Annotated in this window: 14 protein-coding genes; 9 read left to right on the top strand and 5 right to left on the bottom strand. The window is 71.7% G+C overall.

Annotation, left to right across the window (positions count from 1 at the left end):
- The first annotated feature begins 78 nt into the window (after nt 1–78).
- Entirely contained in the window at nt 79–291 is a 213-nt protein-coding gene (locus tag ACFC09_RS33780; RefSeq protein ID WP_376534603.1) for a hypothetical protein, read from the top strand.
- 6 nt (nt 292–297) lie between these two features.
- On the opposite strand, the gene ACFC09_RS33775 is transcribed toward ACFC09_RS33780, so the two are convergent.
- A complete protein-coding gene (locus tag ACFC09_RS33775; RefSeq protein WP_376534601.1) occupies nt 298–1668 on the bottom strand; it encodes an ABC1 kinase family protein in 1371 nt (456 codons plus the stop codon).
- The gene (locus ACFC09_RS33770) at nt 1661–2875 is read right to left on the bottom strand and encodes a TOMM precursor leader peptide-binding protein (RefSeq protein ID WP_376534617.1); all 1215 of its coding nucleotides are present in this window, start codon (nt 2873–2875) and stop codon (nt 1661–1663) included. Before ACFC09_RS33770 ends, ACFC09_RS33775 begins: the two co-directional genes overlap by 8 nt.
- Before the next feature lie 255 nt (nt 2876–3130).
- Between ACFC09_RS33770 and ACFC09_RS33765 the strand changes: the two genes are divergently transcribed.
- The 4 genes from ACFC09_RS33765 to ACFC09_RS33750 all read left to right on the top strand — a co-directional run bounded on the left by ACFC09_RS33765 (nt 3131) and on the right by ACFC09_RS33750 (nt 7101).
- Nucleotides 3131–3727 carry a M48 family metallopeptidase gene (locus ACFC09_RS33765; RefSeq protein WP_376534599.1) on the top strand — a complete coding sequence of 199 codons (597 nt, stop codon included), beginning with the start codon at nt 3131–3133 and terminating at the stop codon, nt 3725–3727.
- Between the two features lie 138 nt (nt 3728–3865).
- The gene (locus tag ACFC09_RS33760) at nt 3866–5635 is read left to right on the top strand and encodes a TerD family protein (protein WP_376534597.1); all 1770 of its coding nucleotides are present in this window, start codon (nt 3866–3868) and stop codon (nt 5633–5635) included.
- Between the two features lie 11 nt (nt 5636–5646).
- Complete coding sequence (locus ACFC09_RS33755; RefSeq protein WP_376534595.1) at nt 5647–6327, top strand: AIM24 family protein; 681 nt, start codon at nt 5647–5649, stop codon at nt 6325–6327.
- Nucleotides 6328–6345: 18 nt separating this feature from the next.
- Complete coding sequence (locus ACFC09_RS33750) at nt 6346–7101, top strand: AIM24 family protein (RefSeq protein WP_376534592.1); 756 nt, start codon at nt 6346–6348, stop codon at nt 7099–7101.
- 157 nt (nt 7102–7258) lie between these two features.
- Here the strand turns inward: ACFC09_RS33750 and ACFC09_RS33745 are convergent, their stop codons facing one another.
- On the bottom strand, nt 7259–7780 hold the full coding sequence (locus ACFC09_RS33745) for an NUDIX hydrolase (protein WP_376534590.1): 522 nt from the start codon (nt 7778–7780) through the stop codon (nt 7259–7261).
- The gene (locus ACFC09_RS33740) at nt 7777–9231 is read right to left on the bottom strand and encodes a zinc-dependent metalloprotease (protein ID WP_376534588.1); all 1455 of its coding nucleotides are present in this window, start codon (nt 9229–9231) and stop codon (nt 7777–7779) included. The genes ACFC09_RS33745 and ACFC09_RS33740 overlap by 4 nt, the downstream gene beginning before the upstream one ends.
- Before the next feature lie 192 nt (nt 9232–9423).
- Between ACFC09_RS33740 and ACFC09_RS33735 the strand changes: the two genes are divergently transcribed.
- The 4 genes from ACFC09_RS33735 (at nt 9424) to ACFC09_RS33720 (ending at nt 12646) form a co-directional block, all read left to right on the top strand.
- A complete protein-coding gene (locus ACFC09_RS33735; protein WP_376534586.1) occupies nt 9424–10539 on the top strand; it encodes an SDR family oxidoreductase in 1116 nt (371 codons plus the stop codon).
- Between the two features lie 108 nt (nt 10540–10647).
- Nucleotides 10648–11106: a molybdenum cofactor biosynthesis protein MoaE gene (locus ACFC09_RS33730; RefSeq protein WP_376534584.1), complete on the top strand. Its 459-nt coding sequence runs from the start codon at nt 10648–10650 to the stop codon at nt 11104–11106.
- 198 nt (nt 11107–11304) lie between these two features.
- Nucleotides 11305–11469, top strand: coding sequence for a hypothetical protein (locus tag ACFC09_RS33725; RefSeq protein WP_376534582.1), 165 nt, complete (start codon nt 11305–11307; stop codon nt 11467–11469).
- A gap of 79 nt (nt 11470–11548) precedes the next feature.
- The gene (locus tag ACFC09_RS33720; protein WP_376534580.1) at nt 11549–12646 is read left to right on the top strand and encodes a PDZ domain-containing protein; all 1098 of its coding nucleotides are present in this window, start codon (nt 11549–11551) and stop codon (nt 12644–12646) included.
- 175 nt (nt 12647–12821) lie between these two features.
- On the opposite strand, the gene ACFC09_RS33715 is transcribed toward ACFC09_RS33720, so the two are convergent.
- Entirely contained in the window at nt 12822–13367 is a 546-nt protein-coding gene (locus ACFC09_RS33715) for a PPA1309 family protein (RefSeq protein WP_376534578.1), read from the bottom strand.
- Nucleotides 13368–13430 lie beyond the last annotated feature (63 nt).

Genomic DNA, 13430 nt, shown 5'->3' with positions numbered 1-13430 from the left:
GGGCCGGTCCGTCCGAACGGACCGGCCCCCGCGGTGCGTTGCGCCCGCTCAGCACCGCCGTGGAGTTATCGTCACCGAGTGACGAGTCTTTCCGAAGACGGTGACCACGGCGGCCCCACCACGGAGCCCCATCCCCTCGTGTGCGCCCGCTGCGGCACCCCCTCTGCCGGCCCCCAGCCCGTGACCTGGACCTGTTCCGTGGAGAACGGAGTCCGCCAGTACTTCTGCGACCACTGCTCCCGGGAACACCTCAGAGCGATCGAGGGCCGGCTGGACTCGGCCTCGTGGTGAACGGGCTCACGCCTGTGCGGCCGGCTCCTGCACGGTCGGGTCCTCCTCGGCGCCGAATCCCGGAAGCCACTCCTCCAGCTCCTCCCGCAGTCGCACCGTCGCACCCAGTTGGCACAGGACGCCTATGGTGCTCAGGGTCACACGGTGGATCAGGAGGTAGGCCGGGGGCAGGTTGAGCTGCTTGCCCAGCTGGTAGGCGGGGGAGCGGGGATCGGCGATGCGGGCCGCCTGACTGCGCATCCAGGCGCGGGTGAAGGTGAACTCGTCCACCCGGGCCGGTTCGATGATCGGCAGGAGGTAGTCGAGGACGGCGTCCGGGTCCAGTTCTATGGAGTCCTTGACGAAGCCCTCGGTCCGGAGCATGTCGTAGACCGCGTCGGCCTCGCCGTCCAGGGTCATGCGCAGGGAGTCGCCGATCGGTGTCGGCAGACCGCCGGGGAGGCGGTCGACGGTGCCGAAGTCCAGAACGCCCAGGCGCCACTCGCCCTCGCCCTCCGGCACGCCGGGGAGCAGACGGAAGTTGCCCGGATGCGGGTCGGCGTGCAGGAGGCCCGTGCGGGCCGGACCCGAGAAGAGGAAGCGGGCCAGGAGCTGACCGGCCCGGTCGCGCTGTTCCTGCGTACCGTCCGTGATCACCTCCGAGAGCGGGATTCCCTCGATCCACTCGGTGACCAGCACCTGGTCGCACTGGTGCACCACGGCCGGGACCACCACGTCCGGGTCGTCCCTGAACTCGTCCGCATGTGCCTGCTGGGCCTGGGCCTCCAGCCCGTAGTCCAGCTCCTCGGAGACGCGGTCCCGCAGCTCGGAGATCAGCGGTTTGACGTCCATGCCCGGGACGAGCGGCCCCAACAGGCGGGCAAAGCGACTCAATTGGCTCAAATCAGACAGAAGGGCTTCGCCGGCTCCCGGGTACTGCACCTTGACCGCCACCTCGCGGCCGTCGCGCCACACCGCCCGGTGCACCTGGCCGATCGAGGCCGCCGCGGCCGGTTTGTCCTCGAACTCCAGGAACAGCTCGCGCCAGTCCGCCCCGAGCTGGGCCTCCAGGACCGCGTGCATGGTGCGGGTGGGCATCGGTGGAGCCGCTTCCTGGAGCTTGGTCAGGGCCGCCCGGTAGGGGCCGGCGACCTCCTCGGGCAGCGCCGACTCGAAGACCGACAGGGCCTGCCCGAACTTCATCGCACCGCCCTTCAGCTCGCCGAGGACCTTGAACAACTGCTCCGCCGTCCGCTGTTGCAGTTCGCGGCCGACGATCTCCGCGGACTCGCCCACGATCCGCTTGCCCAGGCCCCAGGTCGCCCGGCCGGCGAAGCCGAGCGGGAGCGCGGCGAGCTTGGCGGTCCGGGTGACCGCCTTCCGGGGAAGATCAGACATGCGCCCTCCAAGTCCCAGCCGGCCGCGCCGCGTCCATGGTGCCTCGTTGCTCAGTCGACGGCCATTGCTCCCCCATTGTCGCGTGCGGTTCCCCGTCCGTGGCGATGTGTTCCTCGTTACCCCGCTCCGCGGCCCCGCAGGGGCAGGCGGAATGGGGTGGGACGGGGCGCGCGTGCCACTGCAACCCCGGCAGCGCGGCCTCCCAGCGCGCGCCCGTGCTCGATGGCGACTCCCCGTCAAGGAAGGCGAGCGCGTGTGCGGCGGCCAGCCCGGCGGTCGTGGCCGCCAGCGCCAGGTCGCACGGGGCCACCGGGCGCGCCCGGCCGGAGCGCCATTGCGCGACCAGGCGGGGCCAGACCGGGTCCCGGTCCGTGCGCTCCCGGTGCAGACAGCCGGCGCAACCGGTCTCGCCCGGCAGGACCAGCGGCCCGACGGTCGCGGTCGCCTCCGCGACGCCGCAGTAGAGGTGGGGTGTTCCGGAGATCAGGAACGGCTCGGCGGCGCCCGGGTCCGGGGCGTGCACGAGGACGTCGTCGCGCGGTGCGAGGATCACCAGGGAGAAGCCGGGGTCGTCGGCGGGGGGCGGGCAGGTGTGGCTGCGGCGCGGCGGGCGGTCCGGCGCCGCCCGGCGGACCGCCTGCCGCGCGGCCTCGTCCCGGCGCTCACCCGCCGATTCGGCGGGCAGCCCGCCCGGGGCGACGTCCCACGGCTCGACCTGGCCGCCGTCGCGCACGTCGACCTCGCCGACCCCCGCGCCCGAGAGCAGTGAGGCGAGGACGGCACCGACCCGGCCGGCGCCTCTGACCTGTACGCGCAGCGAGCGGCGGGCCGCCAGGCGGGCCAGCGGGTCGCCCGGCTCGGAGGTCGTCAGGGACAGCGACGCCAGATCGGGGCGCAACCGGTCGAGGACGTCCTTCTTCTCCCGCAGTGCCGCGCCCGCGGGCCCGCCGCCTCGCGCGTCGTCGAGCAGTCCGGCCCGCGCGAGCCGGCGGACGAGCACGTCGACCTGGTCGCCGGGCAGATCCATCCGGTGCCCCTCGTCGCGCAGGAGCGGCAGCCCCCGGGTGCCGTTGAGCAGTTCCAGGAAACTGCCCGTCGCCGTGTCGACGGGGCCGAGCGTCAGCGCGTGCGCCGGTGTCATGCCGAACTGCACGGTGTTGAGGTCGCGCCAGCCGCGGCGGAACGCGGGCTTCATCATCGGATGCATCTTTTCCCCCGTAAGCACCGGTAATTCCTTTTCGAGGATCAAGATCCAGGAAAGTTCCCTGTGTGTCTCCTGTGTCGGACGGGGCCGGTCACGCCTCGCCGACGAGTGCCAGCATGCCCATCGCGGCGAGTCGGCGCCGAAAGTTGTCCACAGGCGGTGAGTATTCGTCGTACAAATCAGACGCATGGTGGGGGAACAGCGCTGATCCGTCCCGGACCCGGGACTTCCCCCATGTGCAGCGGGTAACGTCAGGGCGTGCCCGCCGACCCACCGCACCGCGCCGGAAAGCCACAGCGCAGCACGACGAGTCAGCCGCCGAACGGCTCGGGGACGAGCGCGATCGAGGTCCGCAGAAGCGCCCGGCGCCGCCGGACGGTCTCCGCGTACCGCGAGGGCGATCGCACCGTCGTGCTGATCCCCGCCCGGATGTCCGAGGCGGAGGAGCGACGCTGGGTGACCCTCATGCTCGACAAACTCGCCGCCCAGGAGAACCGGCGGGTGCTGGGCGACGCGGAACTGTCCGAGCGCGCCCAGCGGCTGTCGGACCAGTACTTCGACGGCCGGGCCCGGCCCGCTTCCGTGCGCTGGGTCACCAATCAGAACACGCGCTGGGGTTCCTGCACTCCCGCCGAGGGCAGCATCCGGCTCTCGCACCGCCTCCAGGGCATGCCCGAGTACGTCATCGACTACGTCCTCTGTCATGAACTCGCGCATCTCCTGGTGCCCGGACACGGGCCGCGGTTCTGGCGGCTGCTGGAGGCGTACCCGCGCACCGAGCGGGCGCGCGGCTACCTGGAAGGGGTGGCCGCGGCGGACCGGCTGCCCCACGGACCCGGCGCGCAGGACGAGTGAACGGACCTCCGTGGCGGACCCTTTCGCACCGCGGAGGGCCCTTGTGTACCGGGTCTGTACCGGCTTCGTTCGATGTCGGAGTTTGCCGTTAGCCTGGCGCGACGCACTCGCATTCGGGATGGGGGACGGTCGTTACGCATGGTCAGGGAATTCCAGCGCGGCCACAAGGCAAGGATCAGCGAGCTCACCGCGGGCACGGATCTGTACGTAGGGGTGCAGATCTCCGCCCCCGGACTGAGCTTCGACATCAGCTGCTTCGGTCTCGACGCCGACGAACGCCTCTCCGACGACCGGTACTTCGTCTTCTTCAACCAGCCGAAGTCCCCTGAGGAGTCCATCCAGTTGCTGGGCGCCCAGGCGGGTGACACGGAGTCCTTCCGGGTCACGCTGGAGCGGATCCCGTCGCCGATCCAGAAGCTGTCGTTCACGGCGACCATCGACGGCGCCGGGCAGATGTCGCAGATCCAGCCCGGATACATCCGCATCGTGGCGGGCGGCGAGGAGGTGGCCCGCTACGCGTTCGACGGTTCGGAGTTCTCCACCGAACGGGCCGTGATGCTGGGCGACTTCTACCTGAAGGACGTGTGGCGGTTCGCCGCCGTCGGCCAGGGCTTCGACGGCGGCCTCGAAGCGCTGCTGAAGAACTTCGGCGGTGAGGTGGCGGAGGAGGAAGCGCCCGAGGACGCCGCGCAGCAGCCGCAGGCCGGCGCCGTTCCCGGCTTCGCCCCGCCCGCCCAGACCGCCGCCCCGCCCGCGTTCGGCGTCCCGTCCGCCCCGCCCCACACCTCCACTCCGGCTCCGGCTCCGGCCGCCACGGCTCAGGCCCCCGCACCCGTACCGGCGCCCACGCAGGCCCCCGCTCCGCAGGGCTTCCCGCCCCCGCCAGGTGCCACACCACCCCCGGCACCGGTCCCGGCGCCCGACGTGTACGCCACGCCGACCGTCGCCGCCCCCCTGGCCTCGCCGCCCGGCGGCGCCGTACCGCCCCCGGCCGCCGCGCCCGGTCCCGCCGCCCCGAGCGCGCCCCTGCCGCCCGGATACGGCCAGCCCCCGGCCCCGCACGCGCCCGCGCCACCGCCCGGTTACGGCCACGTGGCCCCGCCGCCCGGTTACGGGCAGCAGCCACCACCGCCCGGTTACGGGCAGCCGACCCCGCCGCCCGGCTACGGTCAGCAGCCCCCGCTCGGCCAGGTTCCCGGCGGGCAGACCGCCGCCTACGCCGTGCCCCAGGGCGCGTCCCAGGGCGCCGCAGGGGTGACCGCGGCGCTCCAGCAGTTCAAGGAGACGCCCACCGGGCAGCGCTGGACGCAGCAGAACAGCAAGCTCATCCGGGTCGACCTCGGCATTGGCGAGCAGCCCGTGCTGGCCCGGCAGGGCAGCATGGTGCTCTACCAGGGCAAGGTCGACTTCAGCTACAAGGGCGCGGGCTTCGCCGGCCGGATCGTGGGCAATGCCACCGGCCAGGAGATGCAGCTGATGCGCTGCACCGGTAAGGGCCAGGTGTTCCTCGCCGAGGAAGCCACCCAACTGCACCCCGTCGAACTTCAGGGCGACGCGATCTGCGTCTCCTCCGAGAACGTCCTCGCCTTCGACGAAAGCCTCCAGTACGAGGTCCGCCGCGTCGAGGGACACGGCATTCCCGGCGGAGCCCTGTTCACGATGCAGTTCCAGGGGACCGGCACCGTCGTCGTCAAGACGCACGGCACCCCGGTCGTCCTGCCCGTCACACCGACCACCTTCGCCGACTCCAACGCGGTCGTCGCCTGGTCGGCCGCCGCGCAGGTGATCGTCTCCAGCCAGGTCCGCATGCGCCGCAACGACTACCCGGGCGACACCGGCGAAGGCGTCAACCTGCAGTTCCGGGGCGCGCCCGGCAACTTCATCGTCGTCCAGCCGTACGAGGTCTGAGGGAGCCCGTCATGAACCAGCCGCTCGCGGGCTACGCTCCCGCACCGGTCACCGCCCGCATGGAGAACCACGGCGACCACATGCTCAAGGTCGCCCTGCAGACCGGAAACGACCTCCTCGCGCGCGTGGGCTCGATGGTCGCCTACGAAGGCTTCGTCCAGTACGAGCCCAACCCGCCCGCCGTCCGCCAGATCGCCCGTGACTGGGTCACCGGTGAGGGCGCGCCGCTGATGAAGTGCTCCGGCGACGGCCTGCTCTACCTCGCCGACTACGGCGCGCACGTCGTCGTGATCAACCTCGACGGCGACGGCATCTCCGTCAACGCCACCAATCTGCTCGCCTTCGACGCGCAGCTGTCCTGGGGCGTGGAGCGGGTCAAGGGGCTCGCGAAGTTCGCCGGACAGGGCCTGTGGAACACCAGGATCTCCGGGCAGGGCTGGGTCGCCCTGACCTCCCGGGGCACGCCCATCGTCGTCGACTGCGGCGGTGGCGAGGACGAGACGTACGTGGATCCGGACGCGCTCGTCGCGTGGTCCCCGAACCTCAAGGTGAAGGGCAAGCGGAGTTTCAAGGCGCAGTCGCTGATCGGCCGGGGCAGCGGCGAGGCATTCCAGATGGCCTTCTCCGGTCAGGGCATCGTCGTCGTCCAGCCCAGCGAGGACAGCACCGACCGCCTCCGGATCCGGAGCTGAGGGGGAGCCAGAGCCATCATGCAGAGCCCGCTTTTCGCCCACAACGACCAGCAGACCCAGGAGCGCTGGAGCCTGCAGAACAAGCAGATGCTCCGGGTCACCCTGGGGGGCCACGACGACGTCCTCGCCCGCAAGGGCACGATGGTCGCCTACCAGGGCCTCGTCGAGTTCGACGCCGAGTACCGCAGCACCGGCCAGGCACACGCGCGTGCGTACACCGGGGAGGGTCTGGACCTGATGCGCTGCCACGGGCAGGGCACGGTCTTCTTCGCCAACCTCGCCCAGTACGTCCATGTGGTCGACGTCGAGCAGGAGGGTCTGACGGTCGACAGCAGCTACGTCCTCGCCCTGGACTCCTCCCTGCACCACGAGGTCATCGCCGTGGACAGCCTGTACGGCATCTCGGGGTCCGGGAAGTACCAGCTCAACATCAGCGGCCGGGGCCGGGTCGCGCTCATGACCTCGGGCGTGCCGCTGATGATGCAGGTGACGCCCGACAGGTACGTCAACTGCGACGCCGACGCGATCGTCGCCTGGTCCACGGGCCTGCGCGTCCAGATGCAGGCCCAGACGCATTCCTCCGGTGTGTGGCGGCGCCGGGGCACCACCGGTGAGGGCTGGGAGCTGAGCTTCATGGGCAGCGGTTACGCGCTCGTCCAGCCCAGCGAACTGCTGCCGCCACAGCATGCCGCGATCGGCTCCGGCGTCGCCGCACAGTTCGGCATGGGCCAGCACGGGGCGTACGGCCAGAACCAGGGGAACGTCTGGAGCTGAGCGCCGACCGGCCGCCCGACGGGACACCAGGTCCGTGGGCCGGTGTACTCCAGGACGCTCGTCCCCCGCGGGCGTCCCGGAGCACGGGGCGCGTGCGGCGCGAAATACCGCGGCCCGCGTCACGCGGGCCGCGGTCACAGGCGTGCGCGGCCCGCCGTCACAGCCGCGCGCGGGTGGCCGCCAGCAGTCGTACCACCGACGCGTCCGCCACCTCGGCCACCTCGTCGTACCCGAACCAGCGCACGTCGAGGGATTCGTCGCTGACCGTGTGCTCCGCGTCCCGCGGCGCCAGAGCCGCGTACTGGACGTCGAAGTGACAGTGGCAGGGCGGCGGGATGGCATGCCGGTCCAGGCGGACCGGACCGCCCGGCAGCAGGGTGAGCCCGGCGATGCCGGACTCCTCGGTGGCCTCGCGCAGCGCCGCCGCCGCCAGCGACACGTCCCCCGGCTCGCAGTGACCGCCCATCTGGAGCCACATCCGCAGCTTCCTGTGCAGCGTGAGCAGTACCCTCCCGTGCTCGGGATCGATCACCAGGGCGCTCGCCGTCACATGCCCGGCGGTGCACGCCTTCTCCATGCCGTCCGGGTGCGCCGAGAGGTGGTCCAGATAGGACTGGCGCAGTTCTTCCTGGTCCTCGTACCCCTTCAGCACGAGGACCGCGTCGTCGTACAGGCTCACTCGGTGCCGTCGCCCTCGGCGCCGTCGGCGTCGTCCCCCGTGTCGCCCTTCTTCAGGTTCGGCTTCCCGGCCGGTCCGTCGGCCGCCTCGCCGAGCATCTTGTCCAGCTCGGAGAAGTCCAGCTGCTCGCGGTGGACGAAGCCGTCCGGGTCGTCCAGGTCGGTGGCCGTCGGCAGCATGTCCGGATGGGCCCACAGGGCGTCCCTGCCGTCGACACCGCGCGCGTCCGTGAGGGAGGCCCACAGCCGGGAGGCGTCCCGCAGCCTGCGCGGGCGCAGCTCAAGACCGATCAGCGTCGCGAAGGTCTGCTCGGCCGGGCCGCCCGTGGCGCGACGGCGGCGCAGCGTCTCGCGCAGGGCGTCGGCGGACGACAGACGCGGCTTCGCGGCCGTGTGCACCACCGCGTCCACCCAGCCCTCGACGAGCGCCAGAGCCGTCTCCAGACGCGCCAGAGCGGCCTTCTGCTCGGGCGTGTCCTCCGGCTGGAACATGCCCTGCTGGAGGGCGTCCTGCAACTGCTCCGGGTTCTGCGGGTCGAACTGGCCGACCACGTCCTCCAGCTTGGCCGTGTCGACCTTGATCCCGCGCGCGTACCCGTCGACCGCGCCGAACAGGTGCGAGCGCAGCCACGGCACGTGCGCGAACAGACGCTGGTGGGCCGCCTCGCGCAGCGCGAGGTAGAGCCGCACCTCGTCCTTGGGGACGCCCAGGTCCTTGCCGAACGCCTCGATGTTCAGCGGCAGCAGCGCGGCCTTGCCCGCCGGGCCGAGCGGCAGGCCGACGTCCGTGGAGCCGACGACCTCGCCCGCGAGCACACCCACGGCCTGCCCGATCTGCGTGCCGAACATGGCGCCGCCCATCGAGCGCATCATGCCGATCAGCGGGCCCGCCATGGCCTGCATCTCCTCGGGCAGGACGTCACCCATGGCCGCGCCGACCCGCTCGGCGACCGGGTCGACCAGCTCCTTCCAGGCCGGAAGAGTGGCCTCGACCCACTCCGCGCGGCTCCACGCCACCGCGGTGCCGGCACCGGACGGCAGGGACGTCGCGTCGTCCAGCCACAGATCGGCCAGGCGCACGGCCTCCTGGACCGCGGAGCGCTCGGCGGGTCCGACGCTCGCGTCCTTGACGCCGTCCGGGGTGCCCTGCGATACGGTCTGGCGGGCGATCTGCTTGGCCATGTCCCAGTTCACCGGGCCGCCCTCGTAGGAGAGCATCTGGCCCAGCTGCTGGAACGCGGCGCCCAGGTCGGTGGGGTTCAGCGAACCGAACATGGCGGCGAACGGATTGTCGGCGCCCGGGCCGCCAAAGCCTCCGACTCCGGGCAGCCCGAAACCGAACGGGTTGGCCGGTCCCTGCTCACCACCGCTCTGCTGGTCCTTCTTCTTGCCCTCGTCGCCGTCTTCCGGCTCCTCCGGCGGAAGGCCGAATCCGAATGGGGTGTCACTCACGGGATTCCTCGGCTCGTAAGGCCGCCGGTTGTCTCCGACGGCGCGGCTGCCCGACAACACCACCCAGCGTAGACACCAAGACCCGATCGGGCCTCGGTGCTTCGCCGACTGTCGGCCTGCGGCAGGATGGATGCCACCTGGTACGTACGCGTCCTACGCGTACGTACTGAAGACAACCGCTGGAGACGCCTGGTGAGTTCCCCAGATCCGCAGGTTCGCGCAGCGCGAAACCACGCAACCACCCCACCCGCCGTGCGCGGGCCCGTCGTCGCGGTCACCGGTGCCGCGACCGGGGTCGGCGCGCTGCTCACCGCGCGGCTCGCCGCGTCCGAGGAGGTCAAGCAGGTCGTCGCGATCGACGAGCGGCGCGGCGAGTGCGCGGCGGCCCGGTGGCACATCCTCGACGTACGGGATCCGGCCATCGCGGACCGGCTGCGCGGCGCGGACGTGGTCGTCCACCTCGCGCTGGACCTGGATCTGGAGACCGACGCGGCGGCCCGGACGGCGTACAACGTGCGCGGCACGCAGACCGTGCTGACCGCGGCCGCGGCCGCCGGCGTGCACCGGGTGGTGCTGTGCACCTCCGCGATGGTGTACGGAGCGCTGCCGGACAACGAGCTGCCCCTCTCGGAGGACGCGGAGCTGCGGGCGACCGCGGAGGCGACCGGGGTGGGGGACCTGCTGGAGATCGAGCGGCTGGCCCGGCGGGCGCCGCGGGCGCATCCGGGGCTGAACGTCACCGTGGTGCGGCCCGCCGTCCTGGTCGGCGGCACCGACACCGCGCTGACCAGGTACTTCGAATCCCCGCGGCTGCTCGTCGTGGCCGGTTCGCGGCCCGCTTGGCAGTTCTGCCACGTCGAGGACCTGTGCGGCGCGCTGGAGTACGCGGTCCTGGAGAAGGTCGACGGGGAACTGGCCGTGGGGTGCGACGGCTGGCTGGAGCAGGAGGAGGTCGAGGAGCTGAGCGGGATCCGGCGGATGGAGCTGCCGTCGGCGGTCGCCCTGGGGGCGGCGGCCCGGCTGCACCGGATCGGGCTCACCCCGTCGCCGGCCGGGGACCTGGCGTACACGATGTACCCCTGGGTGGTCAGCGGGAGCAGGCTGCACGATGCCGGATGGCGGCCCCGGTGGACCAACGAGGAGGTGCTCGGCGAACTGCTGGACGAGGTCTCCGGGCGGCACACCGTGGCCGGGCGGCGCCTCGGCCGCAAGGACGCGACCGCGGCGGGCGCCGCGGGTGCGACGGTCGCCCTGTTGGGCGCGGCGGCCGTGGTCCGGCGGGCGCGGAAGGCGCGGCGGCGGATCTGACCGGATCCCGCCTCCTTGGAGGCGGTGCACGCGTGGGCGGCCGGTACGCGCGCGTACCGGGCGAACCCGCGGTTCCAGGATCTCCGCGTGGTGCGGCACGATGGCTGCATGGAACCCATGAACGGACACCCCGGTGAGCAGGCGGCCCAGGATCCCATCAGGCTCATCGGCATCCGCCGGACCGCGCTCTCCGTGGACGAGGTGTTCCGGGCCGTGGGCGACGCCGCGGCGGGCGGTATCGCCCTGTTCGTGGGGACCGTGCGCAACCACGACGGGGGCGCCGACGTCGACGAGCTCGGATACTCGTGCCACCCCAGTGCCGAGGCCGAGATGCGCCGGATCGCCGAGAAGGTCGTCGCGGAGTACCCGGTCCGGGCGCTGGCCGCCGTTCACCGGGTGGGTGATCTCGCCGTCGGGGACCTGGCCGTCGTGGTCGCGGTGGCCTGTCCGCACCGGGCGGAGGCGTTCGACGCCTGCCGCAAGCTGATCGACGACCTGAAGCACGAGGTGCCGATCTGGAAGCACCAGACGTTCTCCGACGGCACCGAGGAGTGGGTGGGCGCGTAGCGGCCGCAGAGCGGACCCGTACCGGTTCGGTTCCGCTCGGCCGGACGGCACCGGGCCCGTTCCACCCCCGAACTACGGGGCGCGACTGCCGAGCAGCTTCCGGTTGCGTAACCGGACCCCTGGCGTGAGCGTTGTCAGTGCCACTGGTTAATCTGCTGATCAGTAAGTTGCGGACGGTCATGGGGTTGGGAGGTCGGCATGGCGGCGCTCGCCTGGTTGCTGATTCCGCTTGTCGCCGCGATAGGCGCCGGTCTGTGGGGGAGTTGGGCCAATCGGACGCGCAAGACGCGTAGTGACGGCCCCGAGCTGGACGGCTATGCCCGGTTCCGTGCGGCGATGGAGAAGTCCCACTCCGGTTCGTGAGATCCCGGGCGGGGGGCCGAGATCCCGGGCCGAGGTGCCCTGACGGTTCGCTGACAGTGTCGTCCCGTAGTGTCGGAGCATGCCACGCCGCACCGCGACGATGCTCGCCTCCACCCTGATGCTGATCGCGCTCCTGTGCGCGGGTGTGCTCCTTCCCGTCCCGTACTCGGAGATGTCCCCGGGACCGACGGTGAACACCCTCGGGGACCACGACGGCGAGCCGGTGCTGCAGATCTCAGGTCACCAGACGTATCCGGCCACCGGCCACCTCAACATGACCACGGTCCGGGTCACCAGCGCCGACTACAAGATGAACCTGGTCGAGGCCGTCTACGGCTGGCTGGCGCACGACGACAAGGTCGTGCCGCACGACACGCTCTACCCGGAGGGCCAGACCGAGGAGCAGTCCACCCAGCAGAACGCCGAGGAGTTCAGCCAGTCCCAGGAGAGCGCCAAGGTCGCCGCCCTGAAGGAACTGGGCATCCCGGTGCAGTCCTGGGTGATCGTCTCCACCGTCGTCAAGGACTCCCCGGCCGAGGGCCGGCTGCACGCCGGCGACGTGATCAAGGCGGTGGACGGCACTCCCGTGAAGCAGCCGTCCGACGTCGCGGAACTGGTGACCAAGCACAAGCCCGGACAGGACGTCTCCTTCACGATCATCCCGGCCAAGGAACAGGCCGCCGCGGAGAAGGAGCACCGGACGCCGACCGCCACCCAGGATGTGACGATCACCACGAAGCCGTCCGACGACACCGGTCCCGAGCGTGCCATCGTGGGGATCTCCGCTGGGACCGACCACACCTTCCCGTTCACCATCGACATCAAGCTCGCCGACGTGGGCGGGCCCAGCGCCGGTCTGATGTTCTCGCTCGGCATCTACGACAAGCTCACCCCCGGCAACCTCACCGGTGGCAAGTTCGTCGCCGGTACCGGCACGATCGACGACAACGGCAAGGTCGGGCCGATCGGCGGCATCGAGATGAAGACCGTCGGCGCGCGTGACAAGGGCGCCCAGTACTTCCTGACGCCCGCGGACAACTGCGCCGCGGCGGCCAAGGACACCCCGGGCGGGCTGACCCTCGTGAAGGTCAAGACCATGAAGGACGCCCTGGGGGCCCTGACCGACATCCGCAACGGGGACACGGCCGCCCTCCCGAAGTGCACGACCAAGGGCTGATCGGCCGCACCGTGCCCCTGACCGGACAGAGACGCGGACGGTCCTGACCGGCCCGGGTTCGCCGGACCCGGGCCGGTCCGGCGGAAGCCGGGCCGGCCCTCGCGGGTCCGCGTCGTCAGTCCTCGAACGCCGGCGTCATTCCGTGATCGTCGCGGCCGGCCCCCGTCCGCCGCCGTCAGTCCTCGAACGTCGCCGTCAGCGCGTCCGCCAGGCCCGGCACCAGGGCGGGGCCGGTGAGCACCTCCGTCGCGGTGTCCTTCTCGCGCAGCCGCAGGGCCGACTCACGGGTGCCGTCGCGCAGGACCGCGACCGTCATCCGGACCTCCTGGCGCTCGGGGTGGTTCGCCACCCACGCCGTCAGCTTCGCCCCGTCCAGCCCCTGCGGGACCTGGGCCTCGACGGACGGCGGCAGCATCAGACGCTCCACCGTGAGCGCGCAGCCGGCCACGGCGTCTGGCCAGGCGATGGTGCCGAGGAAGTCGTCGAGCGCCTTGTCCGCGGGGATCTCGTCCTGCTCGATCGGCGTGAGCCCGGAAGGGGCCTTCGGCGCGTCCGGCAGGTCGAGCTGGGCGGCGAGTGCGGGTTCCTCGGCCCGCAGCCGCGCCGTGTCGACGAGGGCGAAGAGGCGAGCGGGCTGGTCCCAGCCGAGGCCGGAGACGTATTCGTCGATCTCAAGTACGGCCTGGGTGAGCGGGTTCGCTGCCATGGGAGTGTTGGACATGGTCACAATCCTGCCTCGTTCACAGCTGGAATCGGGAACCGCGTAAACCGTGAGTAAGTTGCA

Origin of the sequence: Streptomyces sp. NPDC056161 (assembly GCF_042268025.1) — a bacterium.
GTDB lineage: Bacteria > Actinomycetota > Actinomycetes > Streptomycetales > Streptomycetaceae > Streptomyces.
This window is presented reverse-complemented; position numbering and strand designations above follow the sequence as displayed.

What these genes read in the sequence shown, in the direction of transcription:
- ACFC09_RS33770 (WP_376534617.1), bottom strand. Translation starts at nt 2,875, where the DNA reads ATGCATCCGATGATGAAGCCCGCGTTCCGCCGCGGCTGGCGCGACCTC.
- ACFC09_RS33725 (WP_376534582.1), top strand. Translation starts at nt 11,305, where the DNA reads ATGGCGGCGCTCGCCTGGTTGCTGATTCCGCTTGTCGCCGCGATAGGC.
- ACFC09_RS33750 (WP_376534592.1), top strand. Translation starts at nt 6,346, where the DNA reads ATGCAGAGCCCGCTTTTCGCCCACAACGACCAGCAGACCCAGGAGCGC.
- ACFC09_RS33755 (WP_376534595.1), top strand. Translation starts at nt 5,647, where the DNA reads ATGAACCAGCCGCTCGCGGGCTACGCTCCCGCACCGGTCACCGCCCGC.
- ACFC09_RS33720 (WP_376534580.1), top strand. Translation starts at nt 11,549, where the DNA reads ATGCCACGCCGCACCGCGACGATGCTCGCCTCCACCCTGATGCTGATC.
- ACFC09_RS33760 (WP_376534597.1), top strand. Translation starts at nt 3,866, where the DNA reads ATGGTCAGGGAATTCCAGCGCGGCCACAAGGCAAGGATCAGCGAGCTC.
- ACFC09_RS33730 (WP_376534584.1), top strand. Translation starts at nt 10,648, where the DNA reads ATGGAACCCATGAACGGACACCCCGGTGAGCAGGCGGCCCAGGATCCC.
- ACFC09_RS33715 (WP_376534578.1), bottom strand. Translation starts at nt 13,367, where the DNA reads ATGTCCAACACTCCCATGGCAGCGAACCCGCTCACCCAGGCCGTACTT.
- ACFC09_RS33775 (WP_376534601.1), bottom strand. Translation starts at nt 1,668, where the DNA reads ATGTCTGATCTTCCCCGGAAGGCGGTCACCCGGACCGCCAAGCTCGCC.